The 15088-nt window shown below is 68.4% G+C and carries 12 protein-coding genes; 9 read left to right on the top strand and 3 right to left on the bottom strand.

The window, feature by feature from the left end:
* Position 1: 1 nt before the first annotated feature.
* Positions 2 to 289, bottom strand: coding sequence for a hypothetical protein (locus FGD71_RS15250; RefSeq protein ID WP_119100998.1), 288 nt, complete (start codon positions 287 to 289; stop codon positions 2 to 4).
* 385 nt (positions 290 to 674) lie between these two features.
* On the opposite strand from FGD71_RS15250, the gene FGD71_RS15245 reads away from it, so the two are divergent.
* The 9 genes from FGD71_RS15245 (at position 675) to FGD71_RS15205 (ending at position 12966) form a co-directional block, all read left to right on the top strand.
* The gene (locus tag FGD71_RS15245) at positions 675 to 3113 is read left to right on the top strand and encodes an ABC transporter family substrate-binding protein (RefSeq protein WP_119100997.1); all 2439 of its coding nucleotides are present in this window, start codon (positions 675 to 677) and stop codon (positions 3111 to 3113) included.
* Positions 3114 to 3349: 236 nt separating this feature from the next.
* The gene (gene typA / locus FGD71_RS15240; RefSeq protein WP_119100996.1) at positions 3350 to 5257 is read left to right on the top strand and encodes a translational GTPase TypA; all 1908 of its coding nucleotides are present in this window, start codon (positions 3350 to 3352) and stop codon (positions 5255 to 5257) included.
* A 395-nt stretch (positions 5258 to 5652) separates the two neighbouring features.
* On the top strand, positions 5653 to 6696 hold the full coding sequence (locus FGD71_RS15235; protein ID WP_119100995.1) for an ABC transporter permease: 1044 nt from the start codon (positions 5653 to 5655) through the stop codon (positions 6694 to 6696).
* 101 nt (positions 6697 to 6797) lie between these two features.
* On the top strand, positions 6798 to 8591 hold the full coding sequence (locus tag FGD71_RS15230; RefSeq protein WP_162931132.1) for an ABC transporter substrate-binding protein: 1794 nt from the start codon (positions 6798 to 6800) through the stop codon (positions 8589 to 8591).
* 100 nt (positions 8592 to 8691) lie between these two features.
* Positions 8692 to 9669, top strand: coding sequence for an ABC transporter permease (locus tag FGD71_RS15225; RefSeq protein WP_119101028.1), 978 nt, complete (start codon positions 8692 to 8694; stop codon positions 9667 to 9669).
* 15 nt (positions 9670 to 9684) lie between these two features.
* Entirely contained in the window at positions 9685 to 10746 is a 1062-nt protein-coding gene (locus FGD71_RS15220; RefSeq protein ID WP_119100993.1) for an ABC transporter ATP-binding protein, read from the top strand.
* Between the two features lie 13 nt (positions 10747 to 10759).
* Positions 10760 to 11866 carry an ABC transporter ATP-binding protein gene (locus FGD71_RS15215; RefSeq protein WP_119100992.1) on the top strand — a complete coding sequence of 369 codons (1107 nt, stop codon included), beginning with the start codon at positions 10760 to 10762 and terminating at the stop codon, positions 11864 to 11866.
* A 224-nt stretch (positions 11867 to 12090) separates the two neighbouring features.
* A complete protein-coding gene (locus tag FGD71_RS15210; protein ID WP_119100991.1) occupies positions 12091 to 12465 on the top strand; it encodes a VOC family protein in 375 nt (124 codons plus the stop codon).
* A 9-nt stretch (positions 12466 to 12474) separates the two neighbouring features.
* Positions 12475 to 12966 carry a GNAT family N-acetyltransferase gene (locus FGD71_RS15205; protein ID WP_181359210.1) on the top strand — a complete coding sequence of 164 codons (492 nt, stop codon included), beginning with the start codon at positions 12475 to 12477 and terminating at the stop codon, positions 12964 to 12966.
* On the opposite strand, the gene FGD71_RS15200 is transcribed toward FGD71_RS15205, so the two are convergent.
* Positions 12930 to 13946: an ABC transporter ATP-binding protein gene (locus FGD71_RS15200; RefSeq protein WP_119101027.1), complete on the bottom strand. Its 1017-nt coding sequence runs from the start codon at positions 13944 to 13946 to the stop codon at positions 12930 to 12932. The genes FGD71_RS15205 and FGD71_RS15200 overlap by 37 nt on opposite strands.
* 102 nt (positions 13947 to 14048) lie before the next feature.
* Positions 14049 to 15074 (bottom strand): ABC transporter ATP-binding protein, encoded by a 1026-nt coding sequence (locus FGD71_RS15195; RefSeq protein ID WP_119100989.1) that lies wholly within the window; start codon positions 15072 to 15074, stop codon positions 14049 to 14051.
* Between the last annotated feature and the right edge of the window lie 14 nt (positions 15075 to 15088).

Raw genomic sequence — 15088 nt, 5'->3', positions numbered from 1 at the left:
ATCAGGGTGCGTGCCGGTCGCGGGCGCCGAGACCCTCGTCGTCCGAGTCCGTCCACAGAGTGTTGTCGTACGGGGTGTCGGGGATGGAGACGAGGTCCGGCCGCCGCGATGTGGTCATCCCGGGGGCGGCGTCGCGCAGCAGCGCGACGCTCTCGCGCAGGTGGTCGGCGTCGGTGCGCACCCGGCGCATCTCCAGACCGCCACCGATCTGCTGTTCCAGGCGACCCACGGACCGGAAGAGGTCGTCGAGACAGCGCTGGACGGTTGTCAGGTCATCGTGCACGGACATGACTTGCCCTCACTTCCGCGGACCCTGCGGTCCAAGGCGTCAACGTTCATGCGCCTGCGAGTGTCGCGCGTCACATCGCTCCCTGGGAAGGGATCTGCATGGATTAACAGCTCGTGTCGCGCACATGCGCCGACGCGCGCGCCCCTTTTCTTTGAGCTCGTTCGCCTCCGGGGCGCTGCAGCCGGTGTCGAGACCGGCGCGCCCCTTCGGCTCACTCGCCCTTTTGTGGGCCGGATGGGTGGTTTCTCTTACTCCGTCGTCGTGTCGTCACCCGTTTTCCGCAGCTACCCCCTTCAGTAGGGCGATACATCTGATCAACTTCATTATACGGACAAGTGTGATCTAGCCCACCAAATCGGATCACAGCGCCCCGGAGGTACCAGTCATGGCCCACGACCGCGTCGGACCGCGCGCGGTGATGCGCTCGGTCGCGTTCCTCACGGCGGGCGTGCTCGCGGTGCCGGCTCTCGGCGCGTGCAGCGCGGAAGAGGACAAGGCCGCCCGGCCCACCGCGGGCCAGGACATCGCCCCCGCCGGGCGCGCTCTGATCGCCGACGGCGGCACCGTGCGCTGGGCCGTGGACGCGGTCCCGGAGACCCTCAACACCTTCCAGGCGGACGCCGACGCGACCACCTCCCGGATCGCGGGCGCGGTCCTGCCCTCGATGTACCGGCTGGACAGAGCAGGTCGCCCCGAGCGCAACCCCGACTACCTGGAGTCCGCGAAGATCGTCAAGCGCGAGCCCAAGCAGGTCGTGCTCTACAAGCTCAACCAGCAGGCCGTCTGGAGCGACGGCCGCGAGATCGGCGCCGCCGACTTCGTCGCCCAGTGGCGCGCCCTGTCCGGCAAGGACACCGCGTACTGGACGGCCCGCAACGCCGGGTACGACCGCATCGAGAAGATCGAGCGCGGCGCCGACGACCTCGAGGTACGGGTCACCTTCAGCAAGCCTTACGCGGACTGGCGGTCGCTGTTCTCGCCGCTGTACCCGAAGGACGTCATGGGCTCCCCGGACACGTTCAACGACGGAGCCCGCCGCAAGCTGAAGGTCACCGCCGGCCCGTTCGTGATCGACGAGATCGACCGCAAGGCCGGTGATGTCACGCTGAAGCGGAACCCGCGCTGGTGGGGCGACCGTGCCAAGCTCTCCCAGCTGGTGCTGCGCGCCGTGCCGCGGGCGAAGCGCACCGAAGCGCTCGCCGACGGCCGGATCGATCTGGCCGAGATCGACCCCTCGCAGGCGCGGCGCATCACCCTGGCCGCCCGCGACAAGGCGGCCGGCGAAGGCGCCCCGCTCGCCCACGGCCCCGGCGCCGCGCTCACGCCCGGCAAGGCGCTGCGCTCCTGGGCGATCGCGCACGGCTCCGACGCCAAGGCGGCCGAGGAGGAGATGGCCGTCCGCGAGAAGCGGGGCCGGGCGATCGCGAAGTACGCCGACGAGCAGTCGGCCCTGCGCGCTTTCGTGGTCCGCAAGTCCCTCGAACCCGCCTACACGCAGCTCGCGCTGAACGGCGCCCAGGGCCCGCTCGCCGACGAGCGCGTACGCCGCGCCGTGGCCCGCGCCCTCGACCGGCGTGAGCTCGCCCGGGTGGTGCTCAAGCCGCTCGGCCTGCCCGCCGAACCCGTCGGCAGCCATCTCGCGCTCGCCGGACAGCCCGGTTACGCCGACAACAGCGCCGCGCTCGGCAGCCAGGACACGGCGCAGGCGCAGGCGCTGCTGTCCGACGCGGGGTGGGTGCGGGGCGGCCCCGTCAAGGAGAAGAAGCCGGCGGACGCGGCCGGCGCCGAGGCCTCCGGGAAGCCGGACCGCTCCGGGAGCGAGGCTTCCGAGAAGCCGGACGGCTCCGGGGGCGACGACGGTACGTACATCGTCGGCGAGGACGGGAAACCGGGCGAGGCGTACGACCTGGTCCCCGGCCGCTCCCACGCTGACGGCTCCGGCTCCCGTGGCGACAGCGACCACAAGCCCGGTGCCGGCGCCGGCGCAGGCTCCCTCGTCCTTGCGCCCGCTCCCATGACCGAGCTGCGGCGGGCGCTGCTCGGCCAGGCCGCCGTGCTGGCCGAGCAGCAGCGGACCAGCCACTCCGCGCACGAGTCCAGGACAGAGGCGAGGAAGGCGGAGAAGAGGAAGGCGGAGAAGGGGAGCGAGGAGCGGAGCCAGGCCCAGGACGGGAAGGAATGGCGCAAAGAGAGGGGAGCGCCGGCGGGGGCGTACGCGCCGAGGGGCACGGCCGCCCCGGCGGGCCCCAAGGCCGCGCCCCTCGCCAAGGACGGCAAGGCGCTGTCGCTGCGCTTCGTGCTTCCGTCCGGCCCGGGAACGGAGCCGCTGCGCGCGGTCGCCGAGCGCATCTCGCGGATGCTGGGGCGCATCGGCATCCAAACGGAGTTCTCCAAGGTCGCGGACGAGAGCTACTTCCAGGACCACATCGCGTCGGGGGAGTACGACCTGGCGCTCTACTCCTGGCCCGCGTCCGCCTTCCCGGCCACCGACGCCCGGCCCATCTACGCCAAGCCGGTCCCCGCCGCGGACGGCTCCCTGAATGTCGAGCAGAACTACACACGGGTCGGCACCGACCGGGTCGACCAGCTCTTCGACGAGGCCATCGCCGAGCTGGACGCGGAGCAGTCCCGGGCCCTGATCCGCAAGGCCGACGCCCGCATCTGGGCCGCCGCCGGTTCGATTCCCCTCTATCAGCGCCCCCAGCTGACAGCCGTCCGCCCGAACCTCGCCAACGCGGGCGCCTTCGGCTTCCAGACCCCGGTCTACGAGGACATGGGCTTCCTGAAGAAGGGCGCGAAGCCGCAGGCCGGCCCGTCTTCCTGAGCAGGCACCGCGCCCCGACAGGGGCGCGGTGCTGTGACATACGCGGCTCCGCCGCGTGGGCCCGGCCGGCCCCCATCGACCCGCAGTGTGAGAACGACCTCGCTCCGCCCGGTTCGGCCCCAGCGGCAGTGCCCCCGTACGATGGGGTAAGGCCGTGGCATGTCCAGCCCGGCAGGGCCCGCGTAACACAGATGTACGCGTCGGCCGTTCACTCACTCCGGGAGAAGCGCCTCACTATGGCCACGCGCCACGACATCCGCAACGTCGCCATCGTCGCCCACGTCGACCACGGCAAGACGACCCTGGTCGACGCCATGCTCAAGCAGGCGGGTGCCTTCGCCGCGCACGCCGCCGAGTCGCTCGACGACCGCATGATGGACTCGAACGACCTGGAGCGTGAGAAAGGCATCACGATCCTGGCCAAGAACACGGCGGTGAAGTACCACCCGAAGCAGGGCGGCGACATCGTCACGATCAACATCATCGACACCCCCGGCCACGCCGACTTCGGTGGCGAGGTCGAGCGCGGTCTGTCGATGGTCGACGCGGTCGTCCTGCTCGTGGACGCCTCCGAGGGCCCGCTGCCGCAGACCCGCTTCGTGCTCCGCAAGGCTCTGCAGGCCCGCCTGCCCGTCATCCTGTGCATCAACAAGACGGACCGCCCGGACTCCCGTATCGACGACGTCGTGAACGAGGCGTACGACCTCTTCCTGGACCTGGACGCCGACGAGGACCAGATCGAGTTCCCGATCGTCTACGCCTGCGCCCGTGACGGCGTGGCCTCGCTGACCAAGCCGGCGGACGGCACCGTCCCGGCCGACAGTGACAGCCTGGAGCCGTTCTTCTCCACGATCCTGGAGCACGTACCGGCCCCGACGTACGACGAGTCGGCCCCCCTCCAGGCGCATGTCACCAACCTGGACGCCGACAACTTCCTCGGCCGTATCGCGCTGCTCCGCGTCGAGCAGGGCGAGCTGCGCAAGGGGCAGACGGTCGCCTGGATCAAGCGTGACGGCTCCGTCGCCAACGTGCGCATCAGCGAGCTGATGATGACCGAGGCGCTCACCCGCAAGCCCGCCGAGATGGCCGGGCCGGGCGACATCTGCGCCGTCGCCGGTATCCCGGACATCATGATCGGCGAGACCCTCGCCGACCCCGAGAACCCCATCGCGCTGCCGCTGATCACGGTCGACGAGCCCGCGATCTCCATGACCATCGGTACGAACACCTCGCCGCTGGTCGGCCGCGGCGGTACCGGCAAGGGCGCGGACGCCAAGTCCGCCGTCAAGGACCGCAAGGTCACTGCCCGCCAGGTCAAGGACCGCCTCGACCGCGAGTTGATCGGTAACGTCTCGCTCCGCGTGCTCGACACCGAGCGTCCGGACGCATGGGAGGTCCAGGGCCGTGGTGAGCTCGCGCTGGCGATCCTCGTCGAGACCATGCGCCGGGAAGGCTTCGAGCTGACCATCGGCAAGCCGCAGGTGGTCACCAAGGAGGTCGACGGCAAGCTGCACGAGCCGGTCGAGCGTATGACGATCGACGTCCCCGAGGAGCACATGGGCGCGGTCACGCAGCTCATGGGCGTCCGCAAGGGCCGGATGGACAACATGTCCAACCACGGCTCGGGTTGGGTTCGTATGGAGTTCGTGGTGCCGTCCCGCGGTCTGATCGGCTTCCGTACGGAGTTCCTGACCAGCACCCGAGGCACGGGTATCGGGCACTCGATCCACGAGGGCCACGAGCCGTGGTTCGGCAACCTCCAGACCCGTAACAACGGTTCACTGGTCGCCGACCGCTCCGGCGCCGTCACCGCGTTCGCGATGACGAACCTTCAGGAGCGCGGCGTGCTCTTCGTGGAGCCGGGCACCGAGGTGTACGAGGGCATGATCGTCGGTGAGAACTCGCGCTCCGACGACATGGACGTGAACATCACCAAGGAGAAGAAGCTCACCAACATGCGGTCTTCCACGGCCGATGTGGCCGAGTCGATCGTCCCGCCGCGCAAGCTCTCGCTGGAGCAGTCGCTGGAGTTCTGCCGCGACGACGAGTGCGTCGAGGTCACCCCCGAGGCCGTTCGCATCCGCAAGGTGAACCTGGACGCCCGCGAGCGCGCCCGCGCCGCGAGCCGCGCCAAGCACGGCTGACGCCCCCTCACTGAGCAGTACGGACCCGGCTCTCCCTCGCGGGAGCCGGGTCTGCGGCGTGCCCGCGGGCGGGGACCGTTGGCGTGATCAGTTCGGTCGACTGTGCAGGGCCTGTGAAGTCGTGTTCGGATACCGGTGATTCGACGATCAAGTTTCGGACATGTAAACAGAAATGACGACACGTATGTCCGTTATGGGGGAATCGAATTACACCTGTCAAGCGCGACCAGGTGTCAATCTTTGCAATTTTTGCTCAAAATATGGACGGTAGGGAGATCCCTATGCTCTGTGCACTTGACGCGCGTTGATTCCCTTGGCGAAAGTTCCCCCAAACCACAGAACCCGCCGGTATCTGTGCTGCGCTCAACTCTCCATCCCCCGGGGGAAGAACACACATGACCAGTCCAACCAAGGCCGAGGGCTCCGGGTCAACGGTCGCCTTGGACCCCGACCTTGCGTCGACGACCGAGGTCGCCAAGCCCAAGAAGCTTGAGGGCCGTTCCCCCGGCCAGCTGATGTGGCAGCGCTTCAGGCGTGACCGTACCGGCATGTTCTGTGCCGGGGTAGTGATTTCCTACTTCGTCATCGCGCTGCTCGCGCCGGTGATCACCGCGCTGAGCGGGACGAACCCGTACACGCTGTACGGACAGGACCCGACGTACGCGGACCAGCCGGTGCTGGACGATTTCGGACTTCCGCTGGGCTATCTCGGCGGTGTGTCCGGGGAGCACTGGTTCGGCGTCGAACCGCAGTACGGCCGCGACCTGTTCGCCATGCTGCTGTACGGCATGCGCACCTCGCTGTTCATGGCGCTGGGTGTGACCACGCTGCTGGTGATCACCGGTGTCACCATCGGTCTGATCGGCGGCTACTTCGGCGGCAGGACCGACTACTGGGTCGGCCGGATCACCGACTTCTTCCTGTCCTTCCCGCAGCAGCTCTTCTTCATCGCCTTCATGCCGGTGGTGACCGCGTTCTTCGTCGACCCGCGGGAGGAAACCCCCACATACTTCCGGGCGCTGGCGATCCTGATCGTGCTGTGGCTGCTGGGCTGGATGGGCATGGCCCGGCTGGTCCGATCCACCGTACTGTCCCTGCGCGAGCGGGAGTTCGTGGAGGCGGCCAAGGTCTCCGGGGCCTCTCCCTGGCGGATCGTCCGCAAGGAGATCCTGCCCAACGTCGTCTCGCCGATCCTGGTGCAGTTCACGTACCAGCTGCCCAGCACGATTCTCACCATCGCGTTCCTCTCCTTCGCGGGTGTCGGCTTCGTCGAACCGACCCCGGACTGGGGGCGCTTGTTCGCCGCCGGAGCCAAGTACGCCGAGCAGGACCCGGCGTTCATGTTCTTCCCGGGCCTGGCACTGGTGGTCTTCGTCCTGTGCTTCAACCTTCTCGGAGACTCCGTCCGGGACGCCTTCGACCCCAAGTCCGGGCGCTGAACCGTCCATTGGTGGGGGGTGGCTGCCGCCCCCGCGTCGGCCTACCAGCCGCGTCAGGCAGTACTCATGGATAACAACCGACAGGTAGGTGCATACGCCTCATGAAGTCGTTCAACTCGCGCAGAGGGCAAGCCATTGTGGTCGCCATCGCGGCCGGCTCCCTCGCCCTGACCGGATGCTCGGAGAACAAGGGCGGCAACTCGGACAAGGACTCCAAGAAGGACCAGAAGGAGGCCGCGGTCCAGTCGAAGGCCGTCACCTACGGCGACGCCAAGGCGTCGACCGGCCCGGCCCCGGAGGTGCCCGGCGCCAAGCCGGGCGGCACCATCCAGGTCTACCAGGAGGCGGGTCTCTCCCACCTGGACCCGGGTCAGATCTACGTCTCCGACGCCGGCCAGGTCGCCAACCTGCTCTTCCGCGGGCTGACCAACTTCCAGGAGGACGGCAAGGGCGGCGTCTCGGTCGTGGGTGACCTCGCGACCGACTCGGGCACGTCGTCCGACGGCGGCAAGACCTGGAAGTTCACGCTCAAGGACGGCGTCAAGGACGAGAACGGCAAGGCGATCACCTCGGCCGACATCCGTCACACCGTCGAGCGTCAGTACGCGGAGTTCATCTTCGACGGCCCGACCTACCTCCAGACCTGGCTGAGCGGCCCGAAATACCGCAAGGCGCTGCCGGACGGCGGCTTCGGCAAGAAGCACCTGCCGGACGACGTCCTGGAGACCCCGGACGACAAGACCGTCATCTTCCACTTCAAGACCGCGCAGCCCGACCTGCCGCAGACGCTGGCCATGCCGGGCTACACCGTCGTGCCGGAGGAGACCGACACCAAGGCGAAGTACGACAAGGCCCCGGTCTCCAGCGGCCCGTACAAGATCGCCGAGTACAAGGTCGGCAAGACCCTCAAGCTCGTCAAGAACGAGAACTGGGACCCGAAGACCGACTCCGTGCGCAACCAGTACGTGGACGGCTGGAACTTCGACTTCGGTGTCACCGAGTCGACCCAGACCAGCCGGCTGATCGCCGACCAGGGCGCCGCCAAGAACGCCATCCAGCTCACCGGCGCCGTCGAGTCCACCAAGATCCAGGACGTCATCACGACGCCCGAGGTCAACAAGCGCACGATCAAGGGCTACCAGCCCTACGTCATGACGCTGAACTTCAACCTGGACCGGGTCAAGAACAAGAAGGTCCGCGACGCCGTCACCTACGCGGTGAACTCCAAATCGCTGATCGCCGGTGAGGGCGGCGCGTACGGCGGTGACGTGGCGCCGAACCTGTTCGCCCCGACCCTGCCGGGCTACGAGGCGAAGTACGACCCGTACGGCCGTCTGAAGACGCCGAGCGGCAACATCGCGAAGGCGAAGGAGCTCCTGAAGGGCGTTCCGGCCGCCGAGAAGAAGCTCGTCTTCGCCTACCGCAGCAGCGAGATCGAGCAGAAGCGCAAGGTCGCCCTCGAGGACGCGCTGAGCAAGGTCGGCATCACGGTCGTCGCCAAGGAGGTCGACGCGGCGAGCTTCACCGAGCAGATCGGCAAGCTCGACAACCCGTACGACATGTACGTCACCGGCTGGGGCCAGGACTGGCCGTCGCCGGGCACGGTCGTCACGCCGATCTACGACGGTGACCAGATCGCCGACGGTTCGCCGAACTACTCGCACATCAACGACCCGAAGGTCCAGGAGCTCATCAAGAAGGCCCTGAGCGAGGAGCCCACCGAGGCCGCGAAGACCTGGAAGGAAGCGCACCACTACATCCTGGAGAAGGTCAACCCGGCCGCGCCGCTCTGGTACTCCAAGCAGTTCCAGCTCTACGGTTCGAACATCGGCGGTGCCCGCTACAGCACCGAGTCGAGCTACATCGACGTCACCCGACTGTTCCTGAAGTCGTAACTCTCTACGGCTGATTGCGGGGGTGCGCACCAGGCGGAGCGCACCCCCGCGGTTCCGTGACACCGCCCCCATCGTCTCCGCAGAGAGCAGCCTCCCCGCCATGCTTCAGTTCATCATCCGGCGCACGGTCGGCGCCGCCCTGACCTTGTTCCTCATCGGCGCCACCACGTTCTTCCTCTTCGTCGCCGCGCCGTCCGACTACGCTTCCCTGGCCTGTGGCAAGGACTGCTCACCCGCGAGGCTGGAATCCATCCGGGAGGCACTCGGCCTCAACCTGCCGATCGCCCAGCAGTTCTGGGACTTCATGTCCGGCATCGTGACGGGGCGTGACTTCCCCGACGGCCACTGCGCCGCTCCGTGCCTCGGGCAGTCCTTCTACTCGGGCGACATGGTCTGGGACACCATCCTGGACCGCTTCCCGCTGACCATCACGATGACCGCCGGCTCCATGGTCGTCTTCCTGGTCGTCGGCCTCGGCGCAGGCATGCTCGCCGCCTACAAACGCGGCTCGACGGTGGACAAGGTCGCCACGGGCGCGTCCATGGTGCTCAGCTCGTTCCAGATCTACTTCCTCGGCCCGATCGCGCTGACGGTCCTCGTGTACAGCACGGGCTGGATGGAGGACCCCAAGTACGTCCCGATCACCGAGGACCCGGTCGGCTGGTTCGTCGGTCTGTCCATCCCCATGGTGGTGATGTCCACCATCTTCACCGCGCAGTACACGCGTATGGCGCGCGCCTCCATGATCGAGCAGCTCGCCGAGGACCACGTGCGCACCGCCCGCGCCAAGGGCATGTCGCAGAAGTACGTCTTCTTCCGCTACGCCTGGCGCGGCTCGCTCATCCCCATCGTCACCATCCTCGGCATCGACCTCAGCGCCCTGCTGGGCGGTGCCGTGGTCACCGAACTGACCTTCTCCCTCCAGGGAATCGGCCGTCTCGCCGTGGACGGCGCGCTCCACAAGGACCTCCCGCTGACGATGGGCGTCATGCTGTTCGGGGCCTTCTTCATCCTGATCCTGAACATCCTCGCCGACATCGTGTACGCGTACGTCGACCCGCGCGTCCGGCTCTCCTAGGAAGAACGAACCACCGTGACCACACTGACCAAGACCTCGGACGCCCCGGCTCCGACCGGGCCGGAGAGCTTTCTCTCGGTCCGCGATCTGAAGGTGCAGTTCTCCACCGAGGACGGCATCGTCAAGGCGGTCGACGGACTCTCCTTCGACGTCGAGCGCGGCAAGACCCTGGGCATCGTGGGCGAGTCGGGCTCGGGCAAGTCCGTCACCAACCTGACGATCCTGGGCCTGCACAACCCCAGGACCACCACCGTCGACGGCGAGATCGTCCTCGACGGCAAGGAGCTCGTCACGGCCACGGAGAAGGAACTGGAGAAGCTCCGCGGCAACAACATGGCGATGATCTTCCAGGACCCGCTGACGGCGCTCTCGCCGTACTACACCGTGGGCCGGCAGCTCTCCGAGCCGTTCATGAAGCACAACGGCGCCTCCAAGAAGGAGGCGAAGGACCGGGCCGTCCAGATGCTGGAAAAGGTCGGCATCCCGCAGCCCGAGATGCGCTTCGACGACTACCCGCACCAGTTCTCCGGCGGTATGCGCCAGCGCGCGATGATCGCCATGGCGCTGATGTGCGACCCCGACCTGCTGATCGCGGACGAGCCGACCACCGCGCTCGACGTGACCGTGCAGGCGCAGATCCTGGACCTGCTCAAGGATCTGCAGCAGGAGTTCGGCACGGCGATCATCTTCATCACCCACGACCTCGGCGTCATCTCGAACATGGCCGACGACCTGCTGGTGATGTACGCGGGCCGGGCCGTCGAGCGAGGCAGCGTCCGTGACGTCCTCCGCTCGCCGATGCACCCGTACAGCTGGGGCCTGCTCAGCTCCATGCCGCGCCTGGACGGCAACATCCACGAGGAGCTGACGCCGATCCCCGGCACTCCGCCCTCCCTGCTCAACCCGCCCTCCGGCTGTCCCTTCCACCCGCGCTGTGCCTTCAAGGACGAGGTGGAGGGCAGCCGCTGCACCGACGAGCGGCCGTCGCTGGCCGAGGGGCGCGCCGCCGCGTGCCATCTGACGGCGGAGCAGAAGCAGACCATCTTCATCGACCAGATCCAGCCCCGGCTGCGCTAGGGAGAACCGAGTCATGAGCGACAATCTCACCCTCCCCGCACCACAGGGCTCCACCGGTAAGTCGGCCGAGACGCTCCTCGAGGTCGAGGGCCTGACCAAGCACTTCCCGATCTACGGCGGCTTCCCGATCAAACGGAAAGTCGGCGCCGTGCAGGCCGTCGACGGGATCGACCTGACCGTCGGCGTCGCCGAGAGCGTCGGCCTGGTCGGCGAGTCCGGCTGCGGCAAATCGACCACTGGCCGGCTCATCACCCGCCTCCTGGAGCCGACCGCAGGCAAGATCACCTACGCGGGCCGGGACATCACGCACGCCTCGCGCAGGCAGCTCGCGCCCGTACGGTCCGAGATCCAGATGATCTTCCAGGACCCGTACTCCTCGCTGAACCCCCGGCAGACCGTCGGCAGCATCATCAAGTCGCCGATGGAGGTCAACGGCATCGAGCCGGACGGCGGCCGCGAGAAGCGCGTACGGGAGCTGCTGGAGCTCGTGGGTCTCAACCCCGAGCACTACAACCGCTTCCCGCACGAGTTCTCCGGCGGTCAGCGCCAGCGCATCGGCGTGGCCCGCGCCCTGGCACTGAATCCGAAGCTGATCGTGGCGGACGAGCCGGTGTCGGCCCTGGACGTGTCGATCCAGGCGCAGGTCGTCAACCTGCTGCAGAAGGTCCAGCAAGAGCTGGGCATCGCGTTCCTGTTCATCGCCCACGACCTCGCCATCGTGCGCCACTTCTCGCACCGCGTCGCGGTGATGTACCTCGGCAAGGTGGTGGAGGTCGGCGACCGGGACTCGATCTACAACCGGCCCCGGCACCCGTACACCCATGCCCTGCTGTCGGCGGTCCCCGAGGTCGCGACCGAGGACTCCGAGGACCGGGAGCGTATCCGGCTCGCCGGTGACGTGCCCTCGCCGATCCACCCGCCGTCGGGCTGCCGCTTCCGTACGCGCTGCTGGAAGGCGCAGGACAAGTGCGCGAGCCAGGAGCCGCCGCTGATCCAGCTCTCCGGAAACCGTGAAGGTCATCTGACGGCCTGCCACTTCCCGGAGGAGCCGACCACGGAGGCACGGGACGAGGACGTCGTGATGGACCCGGCGCTGAAGGCGCTGGAGGCGCAGGACTGACCGGTTCGCGCCGAGTGGCGTCGCACGGCCCGCGCCCGGACTTCCGGGCGCGGGCCGTTCTGCTGCGCGGGCGTTGCGGTGTGCGGGCCGTCCCGCTGCGCGGGCCGTGGCCGAATCGCGAGCCTTGTCCCATGAAAAGCGGATGACTCGGCGCGCCGAAGGTGCCTAGGCTGCGGTGCCCGCGCGCCGAAGCCGCGGTCCAACGAGGCGTGTGGAGACATCAGTTGCCCCTGAGCATCAGGCACATCACCTTCGACTGCACCGGAGACCCGTACGACCTGGGGCTGTTCTGGAGCAGGCTGCTGGAGCGGCCCCTGGCCGACGACGACAAGCCGGGGGACCCGGAGGCGATCCTGGCGGATCCCGGCGGCGGGCCGACGCTGCTCTTCGTGCGGGTCCCGGAGGGCAAGTCGGTGAAGAACCGCATCCATTTCGACCTGGAGCCGAAGGGGCGCACCCGGGCGGAGGAGGTCGAGCGGGCACTCGCCCTCGGCGCACGGCAGCTCTTCGACCGTACGCGGCCGGACGGCGGGGGCTGGGTCGTGCTGGCCGACCCCGAGGGCAACGAATTCTGCGTGGAGCGCGGGGAGTTGGGCTGAGTGGCCGATGTGCGCCTGGAGAAGGTGACCCCGGCCAACGTCGACGCCGCGCTCGCGCTGAGGGTGCGGCCCGACCAGGAACGCTTCGTGTCCCCGGTCGTGAAGTCCCTGGCCGAGGCCTATGTCCAGCCCGAAACGGCCTGGCCGCGCCTGATCTTCGACGGTGATGAACTCGTGGGGTTCGTCATGGCCTTCTTCGACGTGCGCTTCGATCCGGACGATCCGGGGGACCGGCTCCGCTCCGGGCTCTGGCGGCTCAACATCGCCGATGGCCGACAGGGCCGCGGATACGGCCGCTTCGCCGTGGAGGCCGTGTGCGAGGAGGTCCGCAGGCGCGGGCAGTCGCGCGTCACGGTGAGCTGGGCGCAGGGAGAGGGCGGGCCCGAGCAGTTCTACCTCAGGCTCGGATTCCGTCGCACCGGCGAGATGAGCGATGACCAGGTCGTCGGCGAGCTGGACCTGGATCAGCCGTCCACCGGCAGCCGTGCGGTCTCGGGGTAGTGGCAGGCCGTCAGGTGACCCGCGCTGTTGCCCTCGGCCCGGACCAGGGGCGGGGCCTGCGCGGCGCACGTGTCCGTCGCCTTCCAGCAGCGTGTGCGGAAGCGGCAGCCCGAGGGAGGGCTGATGGGTGAGGGAACGTCTCCCGCAAGGCGGATGCGCTCACGGGCCGGCGCGTCGTCCGCCGTCGCCTCGGGGACGGCGGACAGCAGCGCGCGGGTGTACGGGTGGCGCGGGTTCTCGTACAGGTCCGCCCGGTCCGCGATCTCCACGATCCTGCCGAGGTACATGACGGCCACGCGCTCCGAGAAGTGCCGTACGACGGCCAGGTCGTGGGCGATGAAGACGAAGGCGATCCCCAGCTCCTTGCGCAGCTCCTGAAGGAGATTGACGACCTGCGCCTGGATCGACACGTCCAGGGCCGACACCGGCTCGTCGGCCACGATCAGCTTCGGGTTCAGCGTCAGTGCCCTTGCCACGCCGATGCGCTGGCGCTGGCCGCCGGAGAACTCGTGCGGGAAGCGGTTGTAGTGCTCGGGGTTGAGACCCACGAGCTCCAGCAGCTCCCGTACGCGCTTCTCGCGGCCGCCGTCCGGCTCGATGCCGTTGACCTCCATCGGCGACTTGATGATGCTGCCGACGGTCTGCCGGGGGTTCAGCGAGGAGTACGGGTCCTGGAAGATCATCTGGATCTCGGACCGTACGGGCGCGAGCTGCCTGCGCGAGGCGTGCGTGATGTCCCGGCCGCGGTACGAGATGGTGCCGCCGGTGGGCTCCAGGAGGCGGGTGATGAGCCGGCCAGTGGTCGATTTGCCGCAGCCGGACTCGCCGACCAGACCCAGGCTCTCGCCCTCGGCGACCCGCAGGTCGAGACCGTCGACGGCTTGGACCGCGCCGACTTTCCGTTTGATCGGGAAGCCGCCGTAGATCGGGAAGTGCTTGGTCAGCCCGCTGACCTCCAGGAGGGGGGTGGCGCTGCTCAGGGTGGTGCTCGATGCGCTGCTCGCGGTGCCGTTCACGGGGCTGCTCATGGCGCTGCTCATGGTGGTGAGGTTCCGTCTCTCGTACGTCGGTCGGCGTGTGCGTCACAGGGCGCGGGCCGTGGCGAAGTCGGCGAAGAGCTCCCGGCGCTGCCCGGGGGCGAGGTGGCAGGCCGTACCGCGTCCGTCCACGACCTCGAGCACCGGCTGCAGCGAGGTGCACCGTCCGCCGTCGACCTTCTCCATGAAGGCGCACCGAGGATGGAAACGGCAGCCGGACGGCGGGTTGAGGAGGGAGGGCGGTGAGCCGGGGATGGGGGAGAGCGGCACGTCCACCGGTCCGTGCAGGCTCGGCATCGACCCCAGCAGCCCGAGTGTGTACGGGTGCTGGGGATCGCGCAGCACCTCCTTCTTGCTGCCCTGCTCCACACACCGGCCCCCGTACATCACCAGTACGTCGTCCGCGATGTCCGCGATGACGCCCAGGTCGTGCGTGATGAAGACGATCGCCGTGCCGAACTCCTGCTGGAGCTCCTTGAGCAGGTCCATGATCTGCGCCTGCACGGTCACGTCGAGCGCGGTGGTCGGCTCGTCGGCGATCAGCAGCTCCGGGTCGCAGACCAGCGCCATGGCGATCATCGCGCGCTGGCGCATACCGCCGGAGAACTGGTGCGGGTAGTCGTCCACGCGGACGTCCGGCATCGGGATACCGACCCGCCGCAGCATGTCGACCGCCCGCGCCCGGGCCTCCCGCCTGGAGGCGCCGGTGTGCTTGCGGTACGTCTCGCCGATCTGTGCGCCGATCGTGTGGTACGGCGACAGCGAGGCCAGAGCGTCCTGGAAGATCATGGACATCTTGTTGCCGCGCAGCCGCTCCAGCTCCCGTTCGGTGGCGGTCAGCAGCTCCTTGCCGTCGAGCAGGATCTCCCCGTCGAGGGCCGTGTGTTCGCGGTCGTGGAGGCCGAGGACGGCCAGGTTCGTGACGGACTTGCCCGAGCCCGACTCGCCCACGATGCCGAGCGTCCGGCCCTTCGCCAGGTCGAACGAGAGCCCGTCGACGGCCTTGACGACGCCGTCCTCGGTGGAGAAGTGGACCTTCAGGTCCCTGATGGAGAGGAAGGGGTTGTTCATGGGGTCTGTCTCTC

The organism is Streptomyces sporangiiformans (assembly GCF_005768555.2).
Taxonomy (GTDB): domain Bacteria; phylum Actinomycetota; class Actinomycetes; order Streptomycetales; family Streptomycetaceae; genus Streptomyces; species Streptomyces sporangiiformans.
Note: the sequence above shows the minus strand (reverse complement) of the source record. Positions and strands in the feature narration are given on the sequence as shown.

What these genes read in the sequence shown, in the direction of transcription:
- FGD71_RS15235 (WP_119100995.1), top strand. Translation starts at nt 5,653, where the DNA reads ATGACCAGTCCAACCAAGGCCGAGGGCTCCGGGTCAACGGTCGCCTTG.
- FGD71_RS15230 (WP_162931132.1), top strand. Translation starts at nt 6,798, where the DNA reads ATGAAGTCGTTCAACTCGCGCAGAGGGCAAGCCATTGTGGTCGCCATC.
- FGD71_RS15245 (WP_119100997.1), top strand. Translation starts at nt 675, where the DNA reads ATGGCCCACGACCGCGTCGGACCGCGCGCGGTGATGCGCTCGGTCGCG.
- FGD71_RS15215 (WP_119100992.1), top strand. Translation starts at nt 10,760, where the DNA reads ATGAGCGACAATCTCACCCTCCCCGCACCACAGGGCTCCACCGGTAAG.
- typA (WP_119100996.1), top strand. Translation starts at nt 3,350, where the DNA reads ATGGCCACGCGCCACGACATCCGCAACGTCGCCATCGTCGCCCACGTC.
- FGD71_RS15195 (WP_119100989.1), bottom strand. Translation starts at nt 15,074, where the DNA reads ATGAACAACCCCTTCCTCTCCATCAGGGACCTGAAGGTCCACTTCTCC.
- FGD71_RS15225 (WP_119101028.1), top strand. Translation starts at nt 8,692, where the DNA reads ATGCTTCAGTTCATCATCCGGCGCACGGTCGGCGCCGCCCTGACCTTG.
- FGD71_RS15250 (WP_119100998.1), bottom strand. Translation starts at nt 289, where the DNA reads ATGTCCGTGCACGATGACCTGACAACCGTCCAGCGCTGTCTCGACGAC.